Genomic DNA, 19,147 nt, shown 5'->3' on the forward strand with positions numbered 1-19,147 from the left:
ATTCCCTAGTCCTATTCCTAGTCTTAATACTACCCCTATTCCTGTGCCTCCAATTCCTCCGGTAGTTGATCTTCCGGCTGCCCCTCTTCTTCAAAGACCCGGGGATTGGGATAGATTTTCACCTCTCCCCTCTCCTCGATCACCTCTTCTAAAATCAACAGGGGGATATAATCCTTTACCCTTTTCTCCACGGGGGTAGTGGTCTCCACCAGGACGCCGATGCTCAACACTTCCGCCTCAAACTCCTTCATCATATCCTTCATGCCCTTGGCGGTGCCGCCGCCCTTCATAAAGTCATCGATGATCACGACCTTGGCCTTCGGCTTCATGGCTCGCCTGGAAAGGCTCATACGCTCAATCTTTCCCGTAGATCCGGAAATGTAGTTGATGCTTACGGTGGATCCGTCGGTGACTTTGCTCTCCCTTCGAATAATGACCAGGGGTTTGTTGAGGGCCCTTGCGGTCATAAAGGCCAGGGGGATGCCCTTGGTTTCCACGGTAACCACATAGTCGGGCTCCATCTTTTCAAATTTCGTGGCAAAAATATTCGCCACCCCCTCCACCAGCCTGGTGGAATACATAATATCCGGCATGTACAAAAATCCCCCGGAAATGATCCGGTCGGGCTCCTTTAATTTTTCCGCAATTTCCTCTAAAATTCTTCGGGTATACTCCTTGGAGGCTTCAGGGATATATTTCACCCCGCCGGCGGCCCCGGCCACGGTTTTGATTCTTCCCTCCCGGGCTTTTTCCAAGGCATTCTTGATGATCACCATATCCTCGCTGATACTGGATTTTGCTGCGTTTAACCGCTGGGAAAAATGGCTTAAGGTAAGAATTTCATTAGGGTGTTCCAACAATTCCTTCATAATGCGGCTCACTCGTTCACTTCGCTTAAATTTCATTCCTGCCTCCTTAAATCCGAATGTTTTCTACGTTGAATTCCATTTTATTCGTTTCTTTATAAAAAAGCAACCGCTTCCTTGGATATTTTTAGGTTTTTCATTTTCCGATTTTATGGTATCATACAGTAAGACCGGTGCAGGAAAGGGCCGGTACACGAAGTAAGAAAACTACCGGTACACGAAGTAAGAAAACTAAAGGAGCGAAATTATGAAATTTGAATTGGACCATAACGTTAATCATATACATTTAATCGGGATCGGAGGCATCAGCATGAGCGGCATCGCAGAGATCCTGCTAAAAGAAGGGTTTCAGGTCTCGGGCTCGGATGTGGCCGCCACACCGATCACGGAAAGATTAAAAGCCAAAGGGGCCCGAATCGACTTCGGCCATCATGGCACCCTGGTGGAGGATGCGGACCTGATCGTCTACTCCGCCGCCATCAAAGGAGATAACCCGGAAAGAGTGCTGGGACAAAAGTCTAACATCCCTGAAATCGACCGGGCGAAAATGCTGGGAAAGATTATGAAAAGCTATCCCTATGCCATTGCCATTGCTGGATCCCACGGAAAAACCACCACCACCTCGTTTATCTCCCTGCTCTTGGAGTATTCGGATTTGGATCCCACCATTATGGTGGGCGGGAATTTGGCGGAAATCGGGGGCAATATCAAAATCGGCAACAGCGACTATTTTGTTACGGAGGCCTGTGAGTACTATGAAAGTTTTCTGCAGTTCCAACCGAAAATCGGTGTGCTTTTGAATATCGACAAGGATCATCTGGATTATTTCCAGGACATGGATCATATCATCCGGGCCTTCAAGGGTTTTGCGGAGCTGGTTCCACCGGAGGGGCATTTAATCGCCTTTAACGACAATGAACACATTCGAGGGATTCTCCCGGATATCCACTGCCAAAAGGTTACCTACGGCCTTCGGGAGGACTCGGACTTCACAGCGGAAAACGTGGTCTATAACGATTTGGCCCACCCCTCCTTTGATCTTTACTATCAAGGAAAGAATCTCGGCCCGATCACTCTGCAAATCCCCGGTATGCATAATGTATACAACGCCTTGGCCGCCATTGCCACGGCCTTTGTCCTTGGCATTCCCCTGGAGGATATCCAAAAGAACATCACTCGTTTCAAAGGGATTCACCGCCGTTTTGATGTGCTGGGAAAAGTAAAAGGAGCCACCATCGTGGATGATTATGCCCACCACCCGGCGGAAATCGAGGCCACCCTGGAGGCGGTTCGAAACTATAAACACCGCAAGGTTTGGTGTGTGTTTCAGCCCCATACCTTCAGCCGCACTAAGGCCCTTCTCGATGATTTTTCCAAGGCCTTCGCCTTAGCGGATCACGTAATCCTCGCTGACATCTACGCCGCCCGGGAAAAAGACGACGGCGTCGTCAGCAGCGAAAGCCTGCTGGCTTTAATGGAGAATCATCCCGATACCTACTATCTCAAAAGCTTCGAAGAAATCCGGGACTTTCTCTACCCCCGGATCCAGGCCGAGGACATCGTCCTCACCATGGGCGCCGGGGACGTATACCGCATCGGAGAAATGCTTCTCGACCTGAACAACCGCAAATGACAGCGGGACGGAGTTTTTGTCATCTCCGCCAAACCCGTCTTTTTACAGGGATTGCTAGCAATTATTCTTCGCTTTAACAGAATCCGCAGGAAACAAGAAGAGATTTTCGGATTTGACAATGGATTAACGTAAAAATGTACCAAGGGGTCCGACCCCCTGGTACATTTTTTTCGTTTAACTCTTCGTTTAACTCGACGGTATCAAAAAGATGACAAAAAGTCCGTCCCGCTGTCATCTTTTGTCATTTTTTACCGTGAAGTCCCTTTTGATGTATTTTCTGTATAGATACCGTCTTTTGCCCCAGTCGTTTTTGAGGCGGCCCTCCAGACGATGACGATAGTCTTTGAACAGTTGGACTTCCTCATCGCTTACGGGAAGGTCGCCGTACTTGCTCTGGACAAAGATATGGGTCAGATCCTTTATGCCGATTTTTCGCTCTTCGTAGAGCTTATAGGCAATCCGGTCCGCAAATTCATAGTGGGTCTCCCCTTCTCTCGGTTGCTGCCCCAGTTTTTCGATCAGCTCCAGAACATAAGCATAGAGACAAAGAATTTTCTTTTTCGATGACCAGCTTTCGACCTGGCGTTCCCGGCGTCGGTACTCCAGCACTCCGTATAAAAAGCGTCCGGGCATAAAGCCGATGAATAACAGGAGCAGGGCGATGATGACGCCCCGGGTTACCCTTGGGGGAATGGTGGTCTCGGGCTCGTCCAGGGCCTCATCCCCGTCTCCAGGACCCACCTCGACGTCGGCATCGATGCCCAGGTCACCAAAGTCATCCGCTTCCTCTTGTTCAAAGTCAATATCCAGGTCCTCTTCCTCCTCCATACCCAGCAGGGCGTCCTGTCGGTAGGGTTGAGGGAAGGCCGGCGTGGGTTCAAAATTGACCCAGCCCACGGGCTCAATAAAAGCCTCCACCCAGGTATGAGCATGACGCTGGCGCACTTCATAGACCCCGGGCTCATCTTCTACCTCCTCCCGGGCAACATAGCCTTCAATATAACGAACGGGAATCCCTTCCAGACGAAGCATTACCGCCATGGTGGTGGCGTAATAGGTGCAGTATCCTTCTTGGGTTTCAAAAAGGAAATGATCTACAAACTCTTCATTCAGGGGCAGGGGCTCCACCTGGGTGTTGTATTCATAATCCTCCCGGAGATGGCCCTCTATGGCTCGGGCTTTTTCATAATCATTTTCCGCTTCCGCCTCTTCCACAATGCTTTCTGTCAGCTCCCGGGTCCGGTCGGTAATCTCCTCCTCGGGAAGCTGCAAGTAACTGTCTAGGTATTCGAGATCCTCTATTTGAAGATCGATATCCGTCTCCAACAGCTCTCCGTACACCCGGGGTTTTTGGACTTTTATGGTGTAACTTTCCCGCTGATAGACGCCGTCGGGGAATATCAGGGCCCCGTCCCGATTGACAATGACTTCTTCTCCCCGGCTGGAGCGGACTTCCGCGGGCTTAAAGGGCGTAAAAAGACTTTGGGAGGCAAACTCATCATGGGTGATGGTAATAAAGGCCTGTCGATAATACTCATCTTCCTCTTCCTCCGTAAGGCCGCTGAAATCCTCGGCTAAATCATAGGTCTCCGAGGGTTCGGTGATGGTCTCCCAGCGATTATCCTGGTAGGTATGGCGGACATTTCCCCGAAGATAATTGGGCTCCGAGGCCTCCACCTGCATAACCACACGACTGCTGAGACTCACAGGGCCCCCTAAACGGTTGCTCTCCCGTTGAAAACCTGTAGAGGTGAACTCAAAGGAATCCGCTTCCCGGGCGCCCCGGATATACTGACTGTCGGAGCGCATATCCTCCACGAAGGGAAACACGTCATACACCCGATCTTCCAGCCAGTGCCACTCCAGGGCATTGCCGGATTTCGGAAGGATCATGGCCAGCAGGATAATCAAGGCGCTGTAAATTCCAACGGTCTGAATCCATGGTCCGTACAGGCTGTCGATGCGGTTTCGCTCCGTCCCTTCCCAGTGGCACTGCTCCTCAAAGTACTTATTCATGCCGAAAAGGACCAAAAAAGCCACGATAAAGACCACAGTCATCCCATAGGCCTGGTCGATGTAAATGTACCAATAGTAGATATAAGATCCCAAGTATACGGGAAGCAGCCAGTAAATCCGTTTCTCTTTAAAGATGATAAAGGCGGTAAAAAGAGCAATAATCCCCAGTAAAATTCCCCAAAACCATAACACATTTTCCGGAAAGATAAACTCCTCCCCCTGAAGATGGTTGAAAATATTCGAAAAAAGAGCCGCCATCCGCTGAATAACGGCTTCCAAAATCGGTGTTACGTAGCGATGGACCACCAGTAGGGAGATCATGGAAAAAACCAACAAAATATAAAAGACCAAAGGCTTTTTCATAAAAAACACCACGGCCAAACTTCCCAGCAGGACAATGAAGAACTGCAGGAAAAAGTTCAGTTCTACCCCGATGACCACACCGTAGACGTATAACAAACTGAAGACCATGGCGATATAGGCGATGTAAGTGATCAATTTTTGGCTTGTGCTTAGATTTCTATACATTTTGGGCCTCCAACATCTCCTTGATATTGGTTTTATAGTCGATGTGGTACAGGGAAATGTTTTCCTGTTTCAGTTTCTTTTCCACCTGGGGATCGACAAAACCGTTTTTATTCTTCTTATCGGTGATAACAATAAACAAGGGGTTGAGATTGTTCATCTTCAGCTGAATCCCCTGGGCTCCCATCTCCTTATTCAGATTCGGGGTGACTACAATTACCGTGGACCCCTTAGGAATCGTATTGAGTCTCGGAATCATAAAAGCTTTAAAATCCTGCTTTCCGTTCCCTTGAAATAAGGCGAAGGCCTCCAAAAACGGTTTTAAATCCGATTTCTGGTGTCCCGTAATATGCAGGGGGAACTCTCCCCGCTGGGTATCCAAGGTCATTTTTATATTATGGGTTAGACAGTAATTGGTCATACAAAGAGCGGCGTCCACCACCTTATCCTCCAGGCGGCGATCTTCGTCCCGTAAATAATGGTGGATTTCGTTATCCACGATCAGGGCCACATGGGTATCCCCACGATTTTCATAGTTTTTGACGATGATATCCCCTTTTTTCGCCGTCATGCTCCAATGGACCCGCTTCATGGAGTCCCCTTCCTGGTAGCCCCGAAGGGAAGCGATTCGGCTCTTGTCCTCAAAAGCGGGGTCAAACACCCGAAGCTCTCCCAGCTGCTGGCTGGCGGTGATTTCAAAGGAGGAAAGGTTGATCACTTCGGGATAAACCAATAGGGCCCCCTCGGTGGCGATCCGTTTTTTAAAGGAAAACAGCCGGAACACGTCCCGAAGGACGATTTCAATATCTCCCAACTCATAATATCCCCGACGTTTCAGGGTGATGGACTGTCCCCGGACAAAGTCGGATTTCGACTCCATACTGGTGATCTCCGGGGGATCGATCTTCCCCGTCAGCCGCTTGGATATGGCACTTTGCACCTCAAGAAAGGGAACATAGAAGATGCTGCGATTTTCCAATCGATAACCGAGGTTGATTTGGTCTCCGATATACAAGGAGTCCTTGGGCATCTGCACGGTGCCCTTTAGGCCTCCCAGCACCACCAGGTTGTGAAATACAGGAAACAGCAGCGTTAGGAGAAAAACATAAAAGATGAAGTAGGGCATCACGCCCCCTACAAAAACCACGGCGAAAAGCAGCAGGAGTCCTACCAGCATCAGCACTTTTTTATTATTGATCATGGGCAATCACCGGTACCGATACCCGCTTTAATACCCCTTCCAGCACGTCTTCAATCCGTCGGCCTTCAATCTTCGCTTCGGGGGACAGCATCAGCCGGTGGGCCAGTACCGACTCCACCATGGCTTTCACGTCGTCGGGAATCACGTAATTCCTGCCGGAGACATAGGCCTTTGCCCGGGCGGTTTTTAACAGGTCGATGCCCGCCCGGGGGCTGGCGCCTAATTGGAGATCCTCATAGCTTCTTGTCACCCCGATGATCCCAACGATGTAATCCAGAATATCGTCATGGGCGTGGAGGTCTTCCACTTCTTTTTGCATTTTTAATATTTCTTCCTGGTTTACCACCGCTTGGATGTGATCCAGGTTTCGATGGGTTTTATGATTTCTTAGGATTTCCCGCTCGTAATTCTTTTCCGGATATCCCAGGGACAACCGCATTAAAAAACGGTCCAGCTGGGCTTCCGGCAGGGGAAAGGTTCCCTGGTATTCCAGGGGGTTCTGGGTAGCCAACACCATAAAAGGTTTATCCAGCACGTAATGTTTGTCCTCGGTGGACACTTCCCCCTCTTCCATGGCCTGTAAGAGGCTGGACTGAGTCTTCGGAGAGGTTCGGTTAATCTCATCGGCGAGGAACACCTGGTGAAAAATCGGTCCCTTCTTAAAGGCAAAGGTACCGGTTTTCGGTTCATAAATATTGACTCCAATAATGTCGGAAGGCATCAAATCCGGGGTAAACTGCACCCGTTTATAGGATAGATCCATGGTCTTCGATAAGGCCTTTACCAAGGTGGTTTTCCCCACCCCGGGAACATCCTCAATCAGCAGATGCCCTTTGGCCAACAGGGCAATCAGCACCTTTTCCAACACCTCTTCCTTTCCAATGATCACTTGCTTTAAATTCTCCAAGATTTTCTGTGATTGTTCTTTCGCCATAATTTGCCTCCTGTCTGAATAGTGTGAACCTTTTTGAGAAAAATATAGCACAAAGGGGACGGAGGTATTTGGTTCATTGCTCCGCTCCCTTGTGCTTTAATTCATTATCTATCACCGGCAACTTCCGGTGCCCCGGATCTCACCAAGAATCTCACCTTGGATTGAAAATCCCATGGAAAATCGGATCTAAAAGATCGTCATCAACTGGAAGGTCACCTTCGCCGTGTTGTTCAGATCTTCGATGGAAATGTGTTCTTCCAAGGTGTGAGGCTTTTTCATACCCACACCCAGATTCAGGGAAGTTACCCCGTTTCCGTTGAATATATTGGTATCGGAGCCGCCGCCGGTGGACGCGGTTTTTCCCTCAATGCCGATGTTTTTAAAGGCTTCCTTGGTTTTCTGTACGATTTCATGATCTTCCGGAATGTTAAAGGGAGGGTATACCCGCTCGTGTTCAATGTCCACGGTAGCTCCCATTTCCTCGGCGGTTTTTTCAAAGACCTCGATCATGTGGTTGGTTTGGGCCTCCACTTTATCCTCTCGAGAACTTCTGGCCTCCGCTTTAATTTCAAGCTTGGGCATTACCACGTTGGTGGCCTCGCCTCCGGTCACCACTCCGATGTTCGCTGTGGTATCTTCATCTACCCGAAGAAGCTTCATATTTTCGATGGCTTTCGCCGCGACCATAATGGCGGAAATCCCCTCTTCCGGTGCTAAGCCTGCGTGGGCCGGTCGACCATGGATTGTTACCTTCAGGCTGTCCTGAGTGGGTCCCTGGGTTACAATTTCCCCGGAGGATCCTGCACTGTCGAGTACAAAGCCATACTCGGCGTTGACTTTACTAAAGTCCAGATTCTTCGATCCAAAGAGTCCTCCCTCTTCCCAGATGGAGAAGACCACTTGAATGTCCCGGTGCGATTTCTTCTGCTCTTTTATCTGTTTGATCCCCTCAAGCACCGATGCGATTCCCGCTTTATCGTCGGATCCCAGGATGGTGGTGCCGTCGGAGTAAATCACGCCGTCACGGATTTCCGGCTTGATGCCCTCGCCGGGTTTTACCGTATCCATATGGCAGGAAAATAAAATCGGATCTCCGGGCTTATCCCCCTTTAAGTGGGCAATGATGTTTCCGGTTTCTCCCCCGACTTTTTCCCCGGCGTCGTCCTGGGTTACTTCAAGACCGAGATCTTCCAGTTTCTTAACCAATACTTTGGCAATTTTCCCTTCCTTTGAGGAGTGGGAATCAATTTGTACTAATTCTAAAAACTCTTCCAGCAATCGTTTTTCGTTAATCATTTTTTGCCTCCTTTATCTTTCCTACTGGGTTTATATCTTTTGCTGCTCCTACACCTGTTGATACTGCTTTTCCTGTTCTGTATTAAAAAATTCATATGTTTTAATAAAATCATTTATCCCGTCTATTATATCAAAATCCTTTACCGATTGCCAGAAAGGTTTTTATCCCCCGGTATATTTCTTTAAGCGTTATTGCTTTTCGGCTTCGGCAAAGGCGGTCATAATTCTTTTAAAGTCCTCTATGCCGAGATTTTCCGCCCGTTTTTTCGGGTCGATCTCCGCCGCTTCCAAGGCTTCCCGCACCCGGTCCTTGGAGTAGCCCAGATTTCCGGAGCTAAGAGAGTTCAAAAGGGTTTTTCTGCGCTTTCCGAAGGCGTCTTTCACAATGGCAAAAAGAAGTTTCCGCTCTTGCACCGTTAAATTGTTGACCTTCGGGGTCAGGGTAATCACCTTAGAGGCCACCTTTGGCCGGGGCAAAAACACACTGGGGGGCACCGTTAACACTTCCCGGACGTCGGCGTAGAGATTGCAGGCCACGGTTAAGGCCCCGTAGGCCTTGACGTCCTTGGCGGATAAAATTCTGTCCGCCACCTCTTTTTGAATCATCACCGTAATGGAACGAATCGGCGCGTCTCCTTCCAGAAGGGCCATAATAATCGGAGTGGTGACATAGTAGGGGAGATTCGCCACCACTTTAAAGCCTTCCTCCAGCCCCTTTTTCTGTTTCAAATCCTCTAAATCCAGTTTTAAAATATCCTGGTGGATGATCTCAATATTGTCCCGATGGGCCAGGGTCTTTTCCAGAATCGGAATCAGGTTTTGATCAATTTCCACAGCGATGACTTTTTTCGCTTTTTCCGAAAGAACCTCGGTCATACTACCGATCCCCGGGCCGATTTCCAGCACCGTATCCACTTCGGTAACGCCGGCCCCTTCAATAATGTTTTCGATAATATTACCGTCGATTAAAAAGTTCTGTCCCAGGGATTTTCGCATTCGGTGTCCATATTCACTGAGGATGGTCCGGGTTCTTGTGGGCGTTGCAATTCTCATTTCTCTTCACCTCGTTTCGAATTCTCGTATAATTGAATCAAGGCGTCCTGCCACTCTTCCCGGGTAACCCCGTAGTGGTTCAGACGGTTTAAAAACTGTTTGGCATTGCCGTAACCGATGCCGAGGATTTTCCCCAGCTGATCCCGCTTTTCCGTAGCGCCGGTAACCCCTAAGAGCCCTTCTTTCATCAGGTCTCCCTTGGTAAACTCGTTTCTTGGCGTTTGCAGCTCACATCGGGCCCGCTCCAGGGCCAGCAGGATGTTTTGGGGGCTGGCGTTTTCAATGCCCACATTTCCTTCCTTCAGGGCGTCCTCCTTGGGAATGAAAGCATGCTTGGCCTCCGTGACAGCCTTGGTAATCTCCCGGCGAATCCACTCCCCGGGATAATCGGGATCCGTCAGAATAATAATCCCCTTTCGCTGCGCCGCCCCTTTAATCTGCTCTAAGGTCCGATCCGGCAGGGAAAATCCCCCGGTGGCAATAATCTCCGCCTTCACCGCCCGTTTTACCTGGGAAATGTCATCCTTTCCCTCCACCACAATAACTTCTTTGATCTCTTTTTTCTTCGGTTTCATAATGCGAATCTACCTCATTTATCTATTAGTTTCGGCACTTTCCCTTTGCCGTTCTTTCTCTATCTCTATTATAATACCTGCACTTGGAATTTCATACCCTTTTTACGCTTTCCTTTTCACAAGATGACAGCGGATGACAGCGGGACGGAGTTTTTGTCATCTTTCCCTTATACAAAAACCCCTTCCAAACCAAAAAAAAGAGCTGAGGGTTAACTCAGCTCCTAATTCCATCCTCTATTAAAATACGTATTCTACCGGTGCTGCCGGTCCGATTGGCAGTCCAATCAGTAACCATACCGTAAGAGCAATCATCCATACCACTAAAAAGGCAATGGAGTACGGTAGCATGGTAGAGATCAATGTACCCAAACCAACGTCCTTATCGTACTTCTTCGCAAAGGCTACGATAATTGCAAAGTAAGACATCAGTGGAGAGATAATGTTCGTTACAGAGTCTCCGATTCGGTAGGCCAGCTGGGTAATCTCGGGAGAGTAACCCATTTGCATTAACATCGGTACGAATACCGGTGCCATGATCGCCCACTTCGCGGAGGCACTACCGATAAAGATGTTAATAAATCCGGATACCAGTACAAATCCAAGGATCAGTGGGATTCCTTCCAGACCGATGGCCTGCAGGAAGTCTGCACCTTTAATCGCCATAACCAGGCCGATTTGAGACCAGTCAAAGTACTCGATGAACTGGGCTGCGGCAAAGGCAAGAACAATGTATCCGCCCATGGAGCTCATCGCTTCGCCCATGAACTGCGCTACATCTTTATCCGACTTGATGGTTCCCGCCGCTTTTCCGTAGAAAAGTCCGGGGATAAAGAACATCAAAGCAATTAAGAATACCATGGAACCTACAAAAGGTGATGGAGGGAATCCATCAATGATGTATCCGCCATCGGCACGCAGAATTCCTTCTTGCGGAATAAGCATCGCTGCGATTGCGGCAACAAATAGGAATAAACCTACCGCTGCGGCTTTTAATCCTTTTCCTTCTGTTGCGCTGACTTCTGTTAATTCTTCCTTGTATTCCCCTTTGTATTCCCCAAGTCTCGGTTCAACAATTCTTTCCGTCACAACCGTACCCGTGATGGTAATTAAGAATGTCGAGAAGATCATGAAGTAATAGTTTGCTGTGGGAAGTACCTGATAGGTATCATCCAGCATATGGGCCGCTGATTCTGTAAATCCGATTAATAGCGGATCCAGCATGGTTACCAGTAAGTTCGAACTGAAACCACCGGATACCCCGGCAAAGGCTGCTGCAAGTCCTGCTAAGGGGTGACGTCCTTTGGCTACGAAGATAATCGCACCAAGGGGTACCAATACGATATAACCGGCATCGGAAGCCATGGAAGACATAACTCCGGCAAATACCACCACTGCGGTGATTAATTTATCCGGCGCTCCAATTACCAACTTTCGTAGCATGGTTCCAATAAGTCCTGATTTTTCAGCTACTCCAACTCCAAGCATTGCCACTAGCACTGTACCTAGGGGGGCAAATCCTGTAAAGTTGTCTACGGCTTCCGTAAAGATTCGACGAATCCCTTCTTTGTCTAACAGGTTTACAATCTCAATTTCGTCTCCGGTTCCTGGGTGAATTGCAGTTATGTTTAATAAACTAAGTAAGAATGAAAGAACTAGTACAATTCCTGCGAACATGAAGAATAACGTTACCGGATGGGGTAATTTGTTACCGACACGTTCCACCACATTCAAAAACCGATCCGACAGTTTTTGCTTTTCTTTTGCCATGAAAGTGAACCTCCTTAAAATTTTTATTCATGCTTTGTATAATAACTATATACCGATGACTATTATATGGGGTTATTTCCAATTAATCAAGTATATTTAAACTTTTTTAACAAAGTTCCAATATTTCCAAAATAGCGTTTATTGTTAATTTTTCAACTATTTTGCCTGTCCTGCGTCCCGGGACTCACAAAAAAACCGCCTTAAAGCGTAGGGGAAAGCGTCTTTTCACATACTCCTGTCACACCGAAGATGACAAAAACTCCGTCCCGCTGTCATCATCTCCTGTCACCCAAAAGATGACAAAAACTCCGTCCCGCTGTCATCATCTCCTGTCACCCAAAAGATGACAAAAACTCCGTCCCGCTGTCATCCTTTCTGCTGTAAAAAAGCCCCCGGTGGAAATCACCGGGGCTTTAGGGTTGGTTTTAAGGATTTATTTTATTCGTTTATACAGCACTTAGTCGATGACGTATACTCGTACGTCCCGACGGCCGTAGCGCTGAGCGGCGCTTAGGTTTTCAAAGTATAAATCAATTCGGTTGCCTTTAATGGCGCCGCCGGTGTCCTCCGCGGTGGAGTAGCCATAGCTTCGAGTGCCGTCCAGGGACTCCACGTACAGCTTCGTTCCCAGGGGAATAACATTGGGGTCGACCGCCACCACACCGGGTCGTACCCGGGTGCCGCTTCGTGTAACACCGTAGCCGGGATCTCCCGGGCGCTTGCCGGTGCTTTCATAGCCGGCGGTGTAGGCGGTGGCCTCCATAGTGATTTTTCGGGAATACTCCACCCGGCTGCCGTCGGCAGTGGTAAAGTGGTTGACTTCCCCTTTTTCAATAATTTCATTTTCCGGGGTTTCGATCACTTCATGACCTTGCAGTTTTTCACTGACTTTCTCCCCATTTTCATAGGTATCAATATAAGTTTCGATCATTTCGCCGCTTTGTCCTTCCTGGACTACCCGTTCTTCCCCAGGATCCAGGTCCTCAACGTACTTCACTTCCGTGGAATAGGAAAGCTCTACGGTCTCCTCCCGGTTTCCCTCTCTTACCCGGGTGATTTCGATTTTGTCCTCTTCCTCGATGGTCTCTTCAAGATCGAAGTTTACCCGGTCCTTGGAGTTCAGCTCAATCTCCAATTCCTCTAAAATATCTTCCAGGGTATTCCATGTGGTGTAGCGGATGGCTTCCTGTCCTCCGTCAATCACCCGGATTTCTCTTCCCCGATGAACCCGGATTTCTTCACCGCTTCGGATGTTATCCTCAGAGGGAGCCTCGATCCGGTCATATTCTCCTATTTCAATTTCCTGTTCTTCCAATATTTTCTCCGGTTCGCTTGAGACCGTCTGGACCTCAATCACCTGGTTGTCTGCATTAATGATGACCGTTTTATGGCTTGCGCCCAGAAAAAAAACGGCTAAGAAAATAATGGCCACTAACCCCAGTAAAGCTTTGTTCTTCGTAAGCTTTCCTTTGAAGTTTGTTTTCTCCATTGTGATCCTCCTTTATTTTTTCATCCTTTTCTTACTTATTGTTAACCAACTCCACCAATTTTAAAGTAATTGAAAATGTTTGTCAACCGTTGGGGAAAAGTTTGAAAATTCCAGCGCAAAAAACCAAGGTTTTGCAACCTTGGCAGGGGGAATCTTTTTTTGTTTTAAAGTGCTTTCATCCCAGTTTGCGCTGGGAAAATCATGACTTTTGAACCATAATATCGCAGAAATTTCCGGATTTAGTAAAATATTTCGATCTGCAGGGCTTCATTATCCGGGTCCCTCAGGTCCAGGACCTGATCGTTTTTTTCCAGCTTTACCATGGGGCGCCAGGAGTACTGTTTCGGTACAAATACAATCTCTCCCACCTCCCCGGTATTAAGCCCCACCTTCTGTCCGATAAAACAACTGCTGAGTTTGTTTAAAAACACCAATAGAAGCTCCACGTCCAGCTTGTCAATCAGTTCCGTCTCCAGATGCTTTAAGGCCTCCAGGGGATTTTTTTTCGCATTAAAAGGGCGTTTGGAGGTAAGATCGTTGTAGGTATCGGCAATGGCGATGATCCGGGAATACAGGGGGATCTTCTCCCGTTTCAGGCCGAAGGGAAAACCGCTGCCGTCCACATTTTCATGATGCAGCAGAATCGCCCGCTTAATCTGTTCATCCACGTAGCTGTCCTCTTTGACGATGGCGTGGGAATAAATGGCATGTTTTTTCAGCTCCAGGGCCTCTTCCTCGGTCATTTCCTCCGCCTCTAAAAATTCCGGGTCCACCTTCAGCTTTCCGATGTCGTGCAGGGCGGCGGTCAGGGTCAGCTCATTTAAGCGCTTCTTTGAAAGATCCAGCCATTTCCCCAGATAATAGCTGATCAGCACCACGTTATGACAGTGATTGTATACCATATCGTCCAATTCCTTGGAGGACTCGATCAGTTGAAAGGGATTGCTTTGTCGCTTTTGGGCATTTTTGATGACCCGCTCAATGCTTTTTTCCAGGTTGAGAGAAGCGATTTCCGCCCCTTTCAGAATCCGGTCGAAGTCTCTTTGCAATGCTTTTTTCTGCCGGCTGACATGGGTTTTATACTGACTCAAATCCTGGGCATACCGGGGCTCGTAGGTTACCCGCCGGGGCGCATTTTTCGGCGCTGCGGTCCCCTTTTTTTCTTTTTCTTCCCGGGGAACCTCTTTTATTACCGGAACTTTCACCGCCAGAGTTTTAATTTTATGTTGTTCCAAAAAGCTTCGGACCCGGTCTTTGTCCTCCACCACATAGCCCGCAGGCATGAGAATGTTTCCCTTAACATTGGTTACGCTTTCCGCTAGGGTCATGCCCAAGGATACTTCCTCGGCATTGATTCTTTTTACTTTATACTCCGTTACTTCCTTCATATGTATCCATCCCCTTTCCCATTCTTAAGACTTGGTTCCCCCTAATAAACTTTACGATCCTTAAGATATTGCGATCCTTAAGATATTGCGATTCTTAAGACTTTGCTAGCATTATACTAAAAAAAAGAAGGCCCATACAATAGGGCTTTCTAATCAGGGAGGCGCCCACTCCTAGGCGAAATTTTCAATCCGGTAAGTCTCCTCCCGGCTTAAATCAATGAGCTTTCCGTCGATTTCCACAATGGGCCGGGTGATATCCTGGGAGGGCATGAAAACAATTTTCCCTTCTCCTCCGGTGTTCAGGGTTACCCGCTGTCCGATGAAGTTGTCCCCCATTTTCCGAAGAAAGGTGTACCAAATGGCTCCGTCCAGTTTATCGATATAGTCCTGACGGATGATATCAATCGCTTCAAAGGGGGTTTTTGCTTCCCGGTAAGGCCGCTTCACCGTAAGGGCGGCATACAGATCCGCAATGGCTAAAATCCTGGCGTAAAGAGGGATTTCTTCTCCCTGCAGTCCTATGGGATAACCGCTGCCGTCCATTCGTTCATGATGGTACAGCACCGCTTCTTTTACCGCTTTTCCGATGCAGTCATAATTTTTAATCATATCATAGCTATGTAGCACATGGCGGCGAACCGCCACTTTCTCATCCTCGTTTAAGGGCTGGGTTTTATACAGGGTCTCTTTGGGAACCCGGGCTTTTCCGATATCGATCAGCAGGGAGGCTAGAATCAGCTCCTCTAACTCGTTCTTCGACAGATCCAGCCACTTCCCCAGGGAATAGGCGGTCAGGGCCACATTCTGCCCATGGGCATAGGTCAGATCCTTGACTTCCTTTAAACTCTGCATCAATTGAAAGATATTGTTCTCTTTTTGAAAGATTTCCAGGGTGTCCTGAATCCGCGGGTATAAATCACTGGACTTTACGGCCTCTCCCGATACGATTTTTTCAAAATCCCGTCGCAGCTGATCGCATTTTTCATGGAACCGCTGGTTAAATACCCGTTGGGACTTTTGCTCTTTTTCCGCTTCCCGCTGGGCTTCGGTTTTTTCCGTAACAAAGGGCTTCAGATCCGGGGCTTGCAAGGGGGCTTTTCCGTCTTCCCCTTCCTTCGCCTCTTCCCCGGCCTCCACCTTCACCATGGTAATGCGGTTCATTTTTAAAATGCTTTTGATTCGATGGGATTCTTTAATCACGGTCCCCTGAACCAGTAATCGAATCCCCTCTTCATTGATGATGTCCTCAGCTAACACCATGCCTTTTTCCAGCTTAGTCGAAAAAATCTTTTCCCATGTTTTGTTTTTTTTCTCCATTTCTCCACCCCTTTTACATAGATTTCCGATTGTTAGCGAATCTTGAAAAATGCTTTGGCATTGGCCTCGGTGACCCGGATGACCTCCTCCACGGAAATCCCCTTGGCCTCCGCAATTTTCGCCGCCACAAACCGCACCAGAAGGGGCTCGTTTCTTCGTCCCCGTCGGGGTTCCGGCGCCAGATAAGGGGCATCGGTTTCAATCAGCAGCTGCTCCAGGGGCACCACCTTGGCCACCTCATAGGGCTTTTTCGCATTTTTAAAGGTAATCGGCCCTCCAAGGGAAATATGATACCCTCTTTTGACGTACTCCTCGGCCAATTCCGGACTTCCGGAGTAGCAGTGCATAATGCAGCCGTATTCCTGGGCTTCATGGGCGGTTAAGGTATCAAAAACCTCGCCGTTGGCTTCCCTGTCATGAATAATCATCGGCAGCTTTAGGGATTTACTTAACTGGATTTGGGATTTAAATGCCCGGCGCTGGGCTTCCTTGTCGGAATAATTATAATGAAAGTCCATACCGATTTCTCCGATGGCCACAACTTTTCGCTCCTGGGCCAGGCTTCGAAGGGTCTCTTCCGATTCTTCATCATAATCCTTGGCATTATGGGGATGTACCCCCACGGCGGCATAAATCATCTCATACTCCTTCGCTAAATTTACGGCTCTCACGGAAGAGGTGATATCAGCACCGGGGTTTACAATATAGTTCACCCCGGCAGTCTTGGCGGCCTTTAACACGTCTCCCCGATCCTTATCAAATTTCTTATCGTCCATATGGGCATGGGAATCAAACATCCTAATCCTCCTTTGACACCAAACTTATTTATTTCAGTACTGATCTTTCACCCTTCACTTGAGGGACTTCCCTTTGCTTACCTTAGCTTTCTTTAGTTTACCTTAGCTTTTCTTAGCTTTCCTTAGCTTACCTCGGTCCCCGAAGGGATCTCTCCGTCCAGGGTGCCCAGCACCAGCTTGTCTTTGTTGGACGCCGCAAGGATCATCCCTTCCGATTTTTCTCCCCGAAGTTTTACGGGCTTCAGATTCGCCACTAAGATCACGTCTTTTCCGATTACATCTTCCGGCTGATAATCCTTGGCAATGCCGGAAACCACCTGACGGGTCTCCTCTCCCACCTGCAGCTGAAGCACCAGCAGTTTATCCGCATTGGGATGGGCTTTGGCTTCAATGATTTTCGCGGTTTTAAATTCCAGTTTTGCAAAATCATCAATGGTGGCCATGGGCGTTTCCGTCGCCGATGATTCCTTTTCTTCAGGCTTTGAGGTTTTTTTCTCTTGATTTTTCTCCCCATTCTTTGGGGCCGCTTCCTGTTTTTGGGCCTGCTGAGCCAGGGCAACTTTTTTGTTTTCCGCCTCCAGGATTTCCACTTCCTTTTTCACGTCCAAACGGGGGAAGAGAGCCTCCCCTTTTTTCACCCGGGTTCCGGCTTCGATTTTTCCAAAATACTTGCCGTCGGCCCATTGCTGCTCATGGTTCAGTCCCAGCTGCTTCCAGATCTTGTTCGATGTGGATTCCATAAAGGGCTTTAAAAGAATCGCCGTCACCCGCAGGGATTCCGTCAGGTTTCGAAGCACGGTATCCAGCCGTGGCTTTTGGGCCGGATCCTTGGCCAGTACCCAAGGGGTGGTCTCATCGATATATTTGTTGGTCCGTCCAATCACGGTCCAGATTTCTTCTAAGGCGTCGTGGTACTGCAGATCCTCCATATGCTCCTCCACCTTCGCCCCGGCGGAGGTGACCATTTGCTGAAGCTCTTCGTCCACGGCTTCAATGGCGTCTACCTCGGGAATGATGCCTCCGTTGTATTTTTCCACCATGGCCACGGTTCGACTTAAGAGATTTCCCAGATCGTTGGAAAGATCGGCGTTCAGCCGGGTGATAAAGGTCTTATTGGTGTAGTTTCCGTCCTGGCCGAAGACAAACTCCCGAAGTAAGAAGTATTTCAAGGCATCCAGGCCGTAGCGCTCAATCAGCACCTCGGGATACACCACATTGCCCTTGGATTTCGACATTTTATCCGCGGCGAAGAGAATCCATCCGTGACCGTAGACTTTATCCGGCAGGGGCAAATCCAGGGCCATCAACATCGCCGGCCAGATAATCGTATGAAAACGGACGATTTCCTTTCCTACAATATGGACATTGGCGGGCCAGAATTTTTTAAAGTCCCTGTCCTGCTTCTCCCCGTATCCCAGGGCGGTGATATAGTTGCATACCGCATCAAACCATACGTAGATCACATGATCCGTATCAAATGGCACAGGAATCCCCCAGTCGAAACTGGTTCTGGAAACACACAGGTCCTCCAGACCGGGCTCAAGGAAATTGTTGATCATTTCCCGACGCCGGGTTTCCGGGTAACAGATCTCGGGATGGTCTTCAAAATGCTTTTTCAATCGGTCCCCATACTTTGAGAGCTTAAAGAAGTAGGCCTCTTCCTTTGCCATCTCCGTTTCCCTGCCGCACTCGGGACAGCCGTGGTTCTCCTGTAATTGGGACTGGGTCCAGAAGGATTCACAGGGCTTGCAGTAAAAGCCTTCGTAAAAGTCCTTATAAATATCCCCCTGGTCATAGAGCTGTTGAAAAATCCGCTGCACCCCTTTTTTATGCTTTTCATCGGTGGTGCGAATAAACACATCGTGGGAGATGTCCATGGTCTTCCAGAGGGCTTTAATGCTTTTGACCATTTCATCCACATGTTCCTTTGGAGTTCTCCCCAGTTTTTCCGCGGCTTCCTGAATTTTTTGTCCGTGTTCGTCGGTTCCCGTTAAAAACTTTACGTCGTAGCCGGTAAACCGCTTAAACCGGGCCAAGGCATCGGCGGCCACGGTGGTATACGTATGACCGATATGCAGTTTTGCGTTGGTGTAGTAAATCGGGGTGGTAACATAATAATTTCCTTTTGACATAAGGCTCACTCCTTCTATTTCCTAATATAAACCCTGTATGACCAGAGATTTTTTCCTGTTGATATTACAATTGATATTAAAAAACTTCACACCCGGGAAATTCCCGATCAGGGTGAAGTAGCTCAAGGCCTCTTAAAAACTCATTATACTATAGATAT

The 19,147-nt window shown here is 48.4% G+C and carries 14 protein-coding genes; 1 reads left to right on the forward strand and 13 read right to left on the reverse strand.

Features of this window, described 5'->3' with window-relative positions; translation table 11 throughout:
* Window positions 1–35 precede the first annotated feature (35 nt).
* Window positions 36–905: a pur operon repressor gene (purR, locus tag ISALK_RS11325; protein ID WP_160722355.1), complete on the reverse strand. Its 870-nt coding sequence runs from the start codon at window positions 903–905 to the stop codon at window positions 36–38.
* 208 nt (window positions 906–1,113) lie between these two features.
* Between purR and murC the strand changes: the two genes are divergently transcribed.
* Window positions 1,114–2,499, forward strand: coding sequence for a UDP-N-acetylmuramate--L-alanine ligase (gene murC / locus ISALK_RS11330; RefSeq protein WP_160722357.1), 1,386 nt, complete (start codon window positions 1,114–1,116; stop codon window positions 2,497–2,499).
* 231 nt (window positions 2,500–2,730) lie between these two features.
* Here murC and ISALK_RS11335 read toward each other — a convergent pair whose 3' ends face one another.
* The 12 genes from ISALK_RS11335 to metG form a co-directional block, all read right to left on the reverse strand.
* On the reverse strand, window positions 2,731–5,043 hold the full coding sequence (locus ISALK_RS11335) for a transglutaminase TgpA family protein (RefSeq protein ID WP_160722359.1): 2,313 nt from the start codon (window positions 5,041–5,043) through the stop codon (window positions 2,731–2,733).
* Window positions 5,036–6,241 (reverse strand): DUF58 domain-containing protein, encoded by a 1,206-nt coding sequence (locus ISALK_RS11340; RefSeq protein WP_160722361.1) that lies wholly within the window; start codon window positions 6,239–6,241, stop codon window positions 5,036–5,038. The genes ISALK_RS11335 and ISALK_RS11340 overlap by 8 nt, the downstream gene beginning before the upstream one ends.
* The gene (locus tag ISALK_RS11345; RefSeq protein ID WP_160722363.1) at window positions 6,231–7,175 is read right to left on the reverse strand and encodes an AAA family ATPase; all 945 of its coding nucleotides are present in this window, start codon (window positions 7,173–7,175) and stop codon (window positions 6,231–6,233) included. The genes ISALK_RS11340 and ISALK_RS11345 overlap by 11 nt, the downstream gene beginning before the upstream one ends.
* A 186-nt stretch (window positions 7,176–7,361) precedes the next feature.
* Window positions 7,362–8,471 carry a M20/M25/M40 family metallo-hydrolase gene (locus ISALK_RS11350; RefSeq protein WP_160722365.1) on the reverse strand — a complete coding sequence of 370 codons (1,110 nt, stop codon included), beginning with the start codon at window positions 8,469–8,471 and terminating at the stop codon, window positions 7,362–7,364.
* A gap of 189 nt (window positions 8,472–8,660) precedes the next feature.
* Window positions 8,661–9,524 carry a 16S rRNA (adenine(1518)-N(6)/adenine(1519)-N(6))-dimethyltransferase RsmA gene (gene rsmA, locus ISALK_RS11355; protein ID WP_160722367.1) on the reverse strand — a complete coding sequence of 288 codons (864 nt, stop codon included), beginning with the start codon at window positions 9,522–9,524 and terminating at the stop codon, window positions 8,661–8,663.
* A complete protein-coding gene (rnmV, locus tag ISALK_RS11360) occupies window positions 9,521–10,099 on the reverse strand; it encodes a ribonuclease M5 (RefSeq protein ID WP_160722369.1) in 579 nt (192 codons plus the stop codon). Before rnmV ends, rsmA begins: the two co-directional genes overlap by 4 nt.
* A gap of 237 nt (window positions 10,100–10,336) precedes the next feature.
* Window positions 10,337–11,866 (reverse strand): AbgT family transporter, encoded by a 1,530-nt coding sequence (locus ISALK_RS11365; RefSeq protein ID WP_160722371.1) that lies wholly within the window; start codon window positions 11,864–11,866, stop codon window positions 10,337–10,339.
* Between the two features lie 457 nt (window positions 11,867–12,323).
* Window positions 12,324–13,355: a 3D domain-containing protein gene (locus tag ISALK_RS11370; protein ID WP_160722373.1), complete on the reverse strand. Its 1,032-nt coding sequence runs from the start codon at window positions 13,353–13,355 to the stop codon at window positions 12,324–12,326.
* Between the two features lie 239 nt (window positions 13,356–13,594).
* A complete protein-coding gene (locus ISALK_RS11375; RefSeq protein ID WP_160722375.1) occupies window positions 13,595–14,743 on the reverse strand; it encodes an HD-GYP domain-containing protein in 1,149 nt (382 codons plus the stop codon).
* A 171-nt stretch (window positions 14,744–14,914) separates the two neighbouring features.
* Window positions 14,915–16,060 carry an HD-GYP domain-containing protein gene (locus ISALK_RS11380; RefSeq protein WP_160722377.1) on the reverse strand — a complete coding sequence of 382 codons (1,146 nt, stop codon included), beginning with the start codon at window positions 16,058–16,060 and terminating at the stop codon, window positions 14,915–14,917.
* A gap of 32 nt (window positions 16,061–16,092) precedes the next feature.
* Window positions 16,093–16,857, reverse strand: coding sequence for a TatD family hydrolase (locus tag ISALK_RS11385; RefSeq protein WP_160722379.1), 765 nt, complete (start codon window positions 16,855–16,857; stop codon window positions 16,093–16,095).
* Between the two features lie 122 nt (window positions 16,858–16,979).
* A complete protein-coding gene (metG, locus tag ISALK_RS11390; protein WP_160722381.1) occupies window positions 16,980–18,989 on the reverse strand; it encodes a methionine--tRNA ligase in 2,010 nt (669 codons plus the stop codon).
* Between the last annotated feature and the right edge of the window lie 158 nt (window positions 18,990–19,147).

The organism is Isachenkonia alkalipeptolytica (assembly GCF_009910325.1).
Classification (GTDB): domain Bacteria; phylum Bacillota; class Clostridia; order Peptostreptococcales; family T1SED10-28; genus Isachenkonia; species Isachenkonia alkalipeptolytica.

Coding starts and splice junctions, on each gene's coding strand:
- purR (WP_160722355.1), bottom strand. CDS start 905: ATGAAATTTAAGCGAAGTGAACGAGTGAGCCGCATTATGAAGGAATTG.
- murC (WP_160722357.1), top strand. CDS start 1,114: ATGAAATTTGAATTGGACCATAACGTTAATCATATACATTTAATCGGG.
- ISALK_RS11335 (WP_160722359.1), bottom strand. CDS start 5,043: ATGTATAGAAATCTAAGCACAAGCCAAAAATTGATCACTTACATCGCC.
- ISALK_RS11340 (WP_160722361.1), bottom strand. CDS start 6,241: ATGATCAATAATAAAAAAGTGCTGATGCTGGTAGGACTCCTGCTGCTT.
- ISALK_RS11345 (WP_160722363.1), bottom strand. CDS start 7,175: ATGGCGAAAGAACAATCACAGAAAATCTTGGAGAATTTAAAGCAAGTG.
- ISALK_RS11350 (WP_160722365.1), bottom strand. CDS start 8,471: ATGATTAACGAAAAACGATTGCTGGAAGAGTTTTTAGAATTAGTACAA.
- rsmA (WP_160722367.1), bottom strand. CDS start 9,524: ATGAGAATTGCAACGCCCACAAGAACCCGGACCATCCTCAGTGAATAT.
- rnmV (WP_160722369.1), bottom strand. CDS start 10,099: ATGAAACCGAAGAAAAAAGAGATCAAAGAAGTTATTGTGGTGGAGGGA.
- ISALK_RS11365 (WP_160722371.1), bottom strand. CDS start 11,866: ATGGCAAAAGAAAAGCAAAAACTGTCGGATCGGTTTTTGAATGTGGTG.
- ISALK_RS11370 (WP_160722373.1), bottom strand. CDS start 13,355: ATGGAGAAAACAAACTTCAAAGGAAAGCTTACGAAGAACAAAGCTTTA.
- ISALK_RS11375 (WP_160722375.1), bottom strand. CDS start 14,743: ATGAAGGAAGTAACGGAGTATAAAGTAAAAAGAATCAATGCCGAGGAA.
- ISALK_RS11380 (WP_160722377.1), bottom strand. CDS start 16,060: ATGGAGAAAAAAAACAAAACATGGGAAAAGATTTTTTCGACTAAGCTG.
- ISALK_RS11385 (WP_160722379.1), bottom strand. CDS start 16,857: ATGTTTGATTCCCATGCCCATATGGACGATAAGAAATTTGATAAGGAT.
- metG (WP_160722381.1), bottom strand. CDS start 18,989: ATGTCAAAAGGAAATTATTATGTTACCACCCCGATTTACTACACCAAC.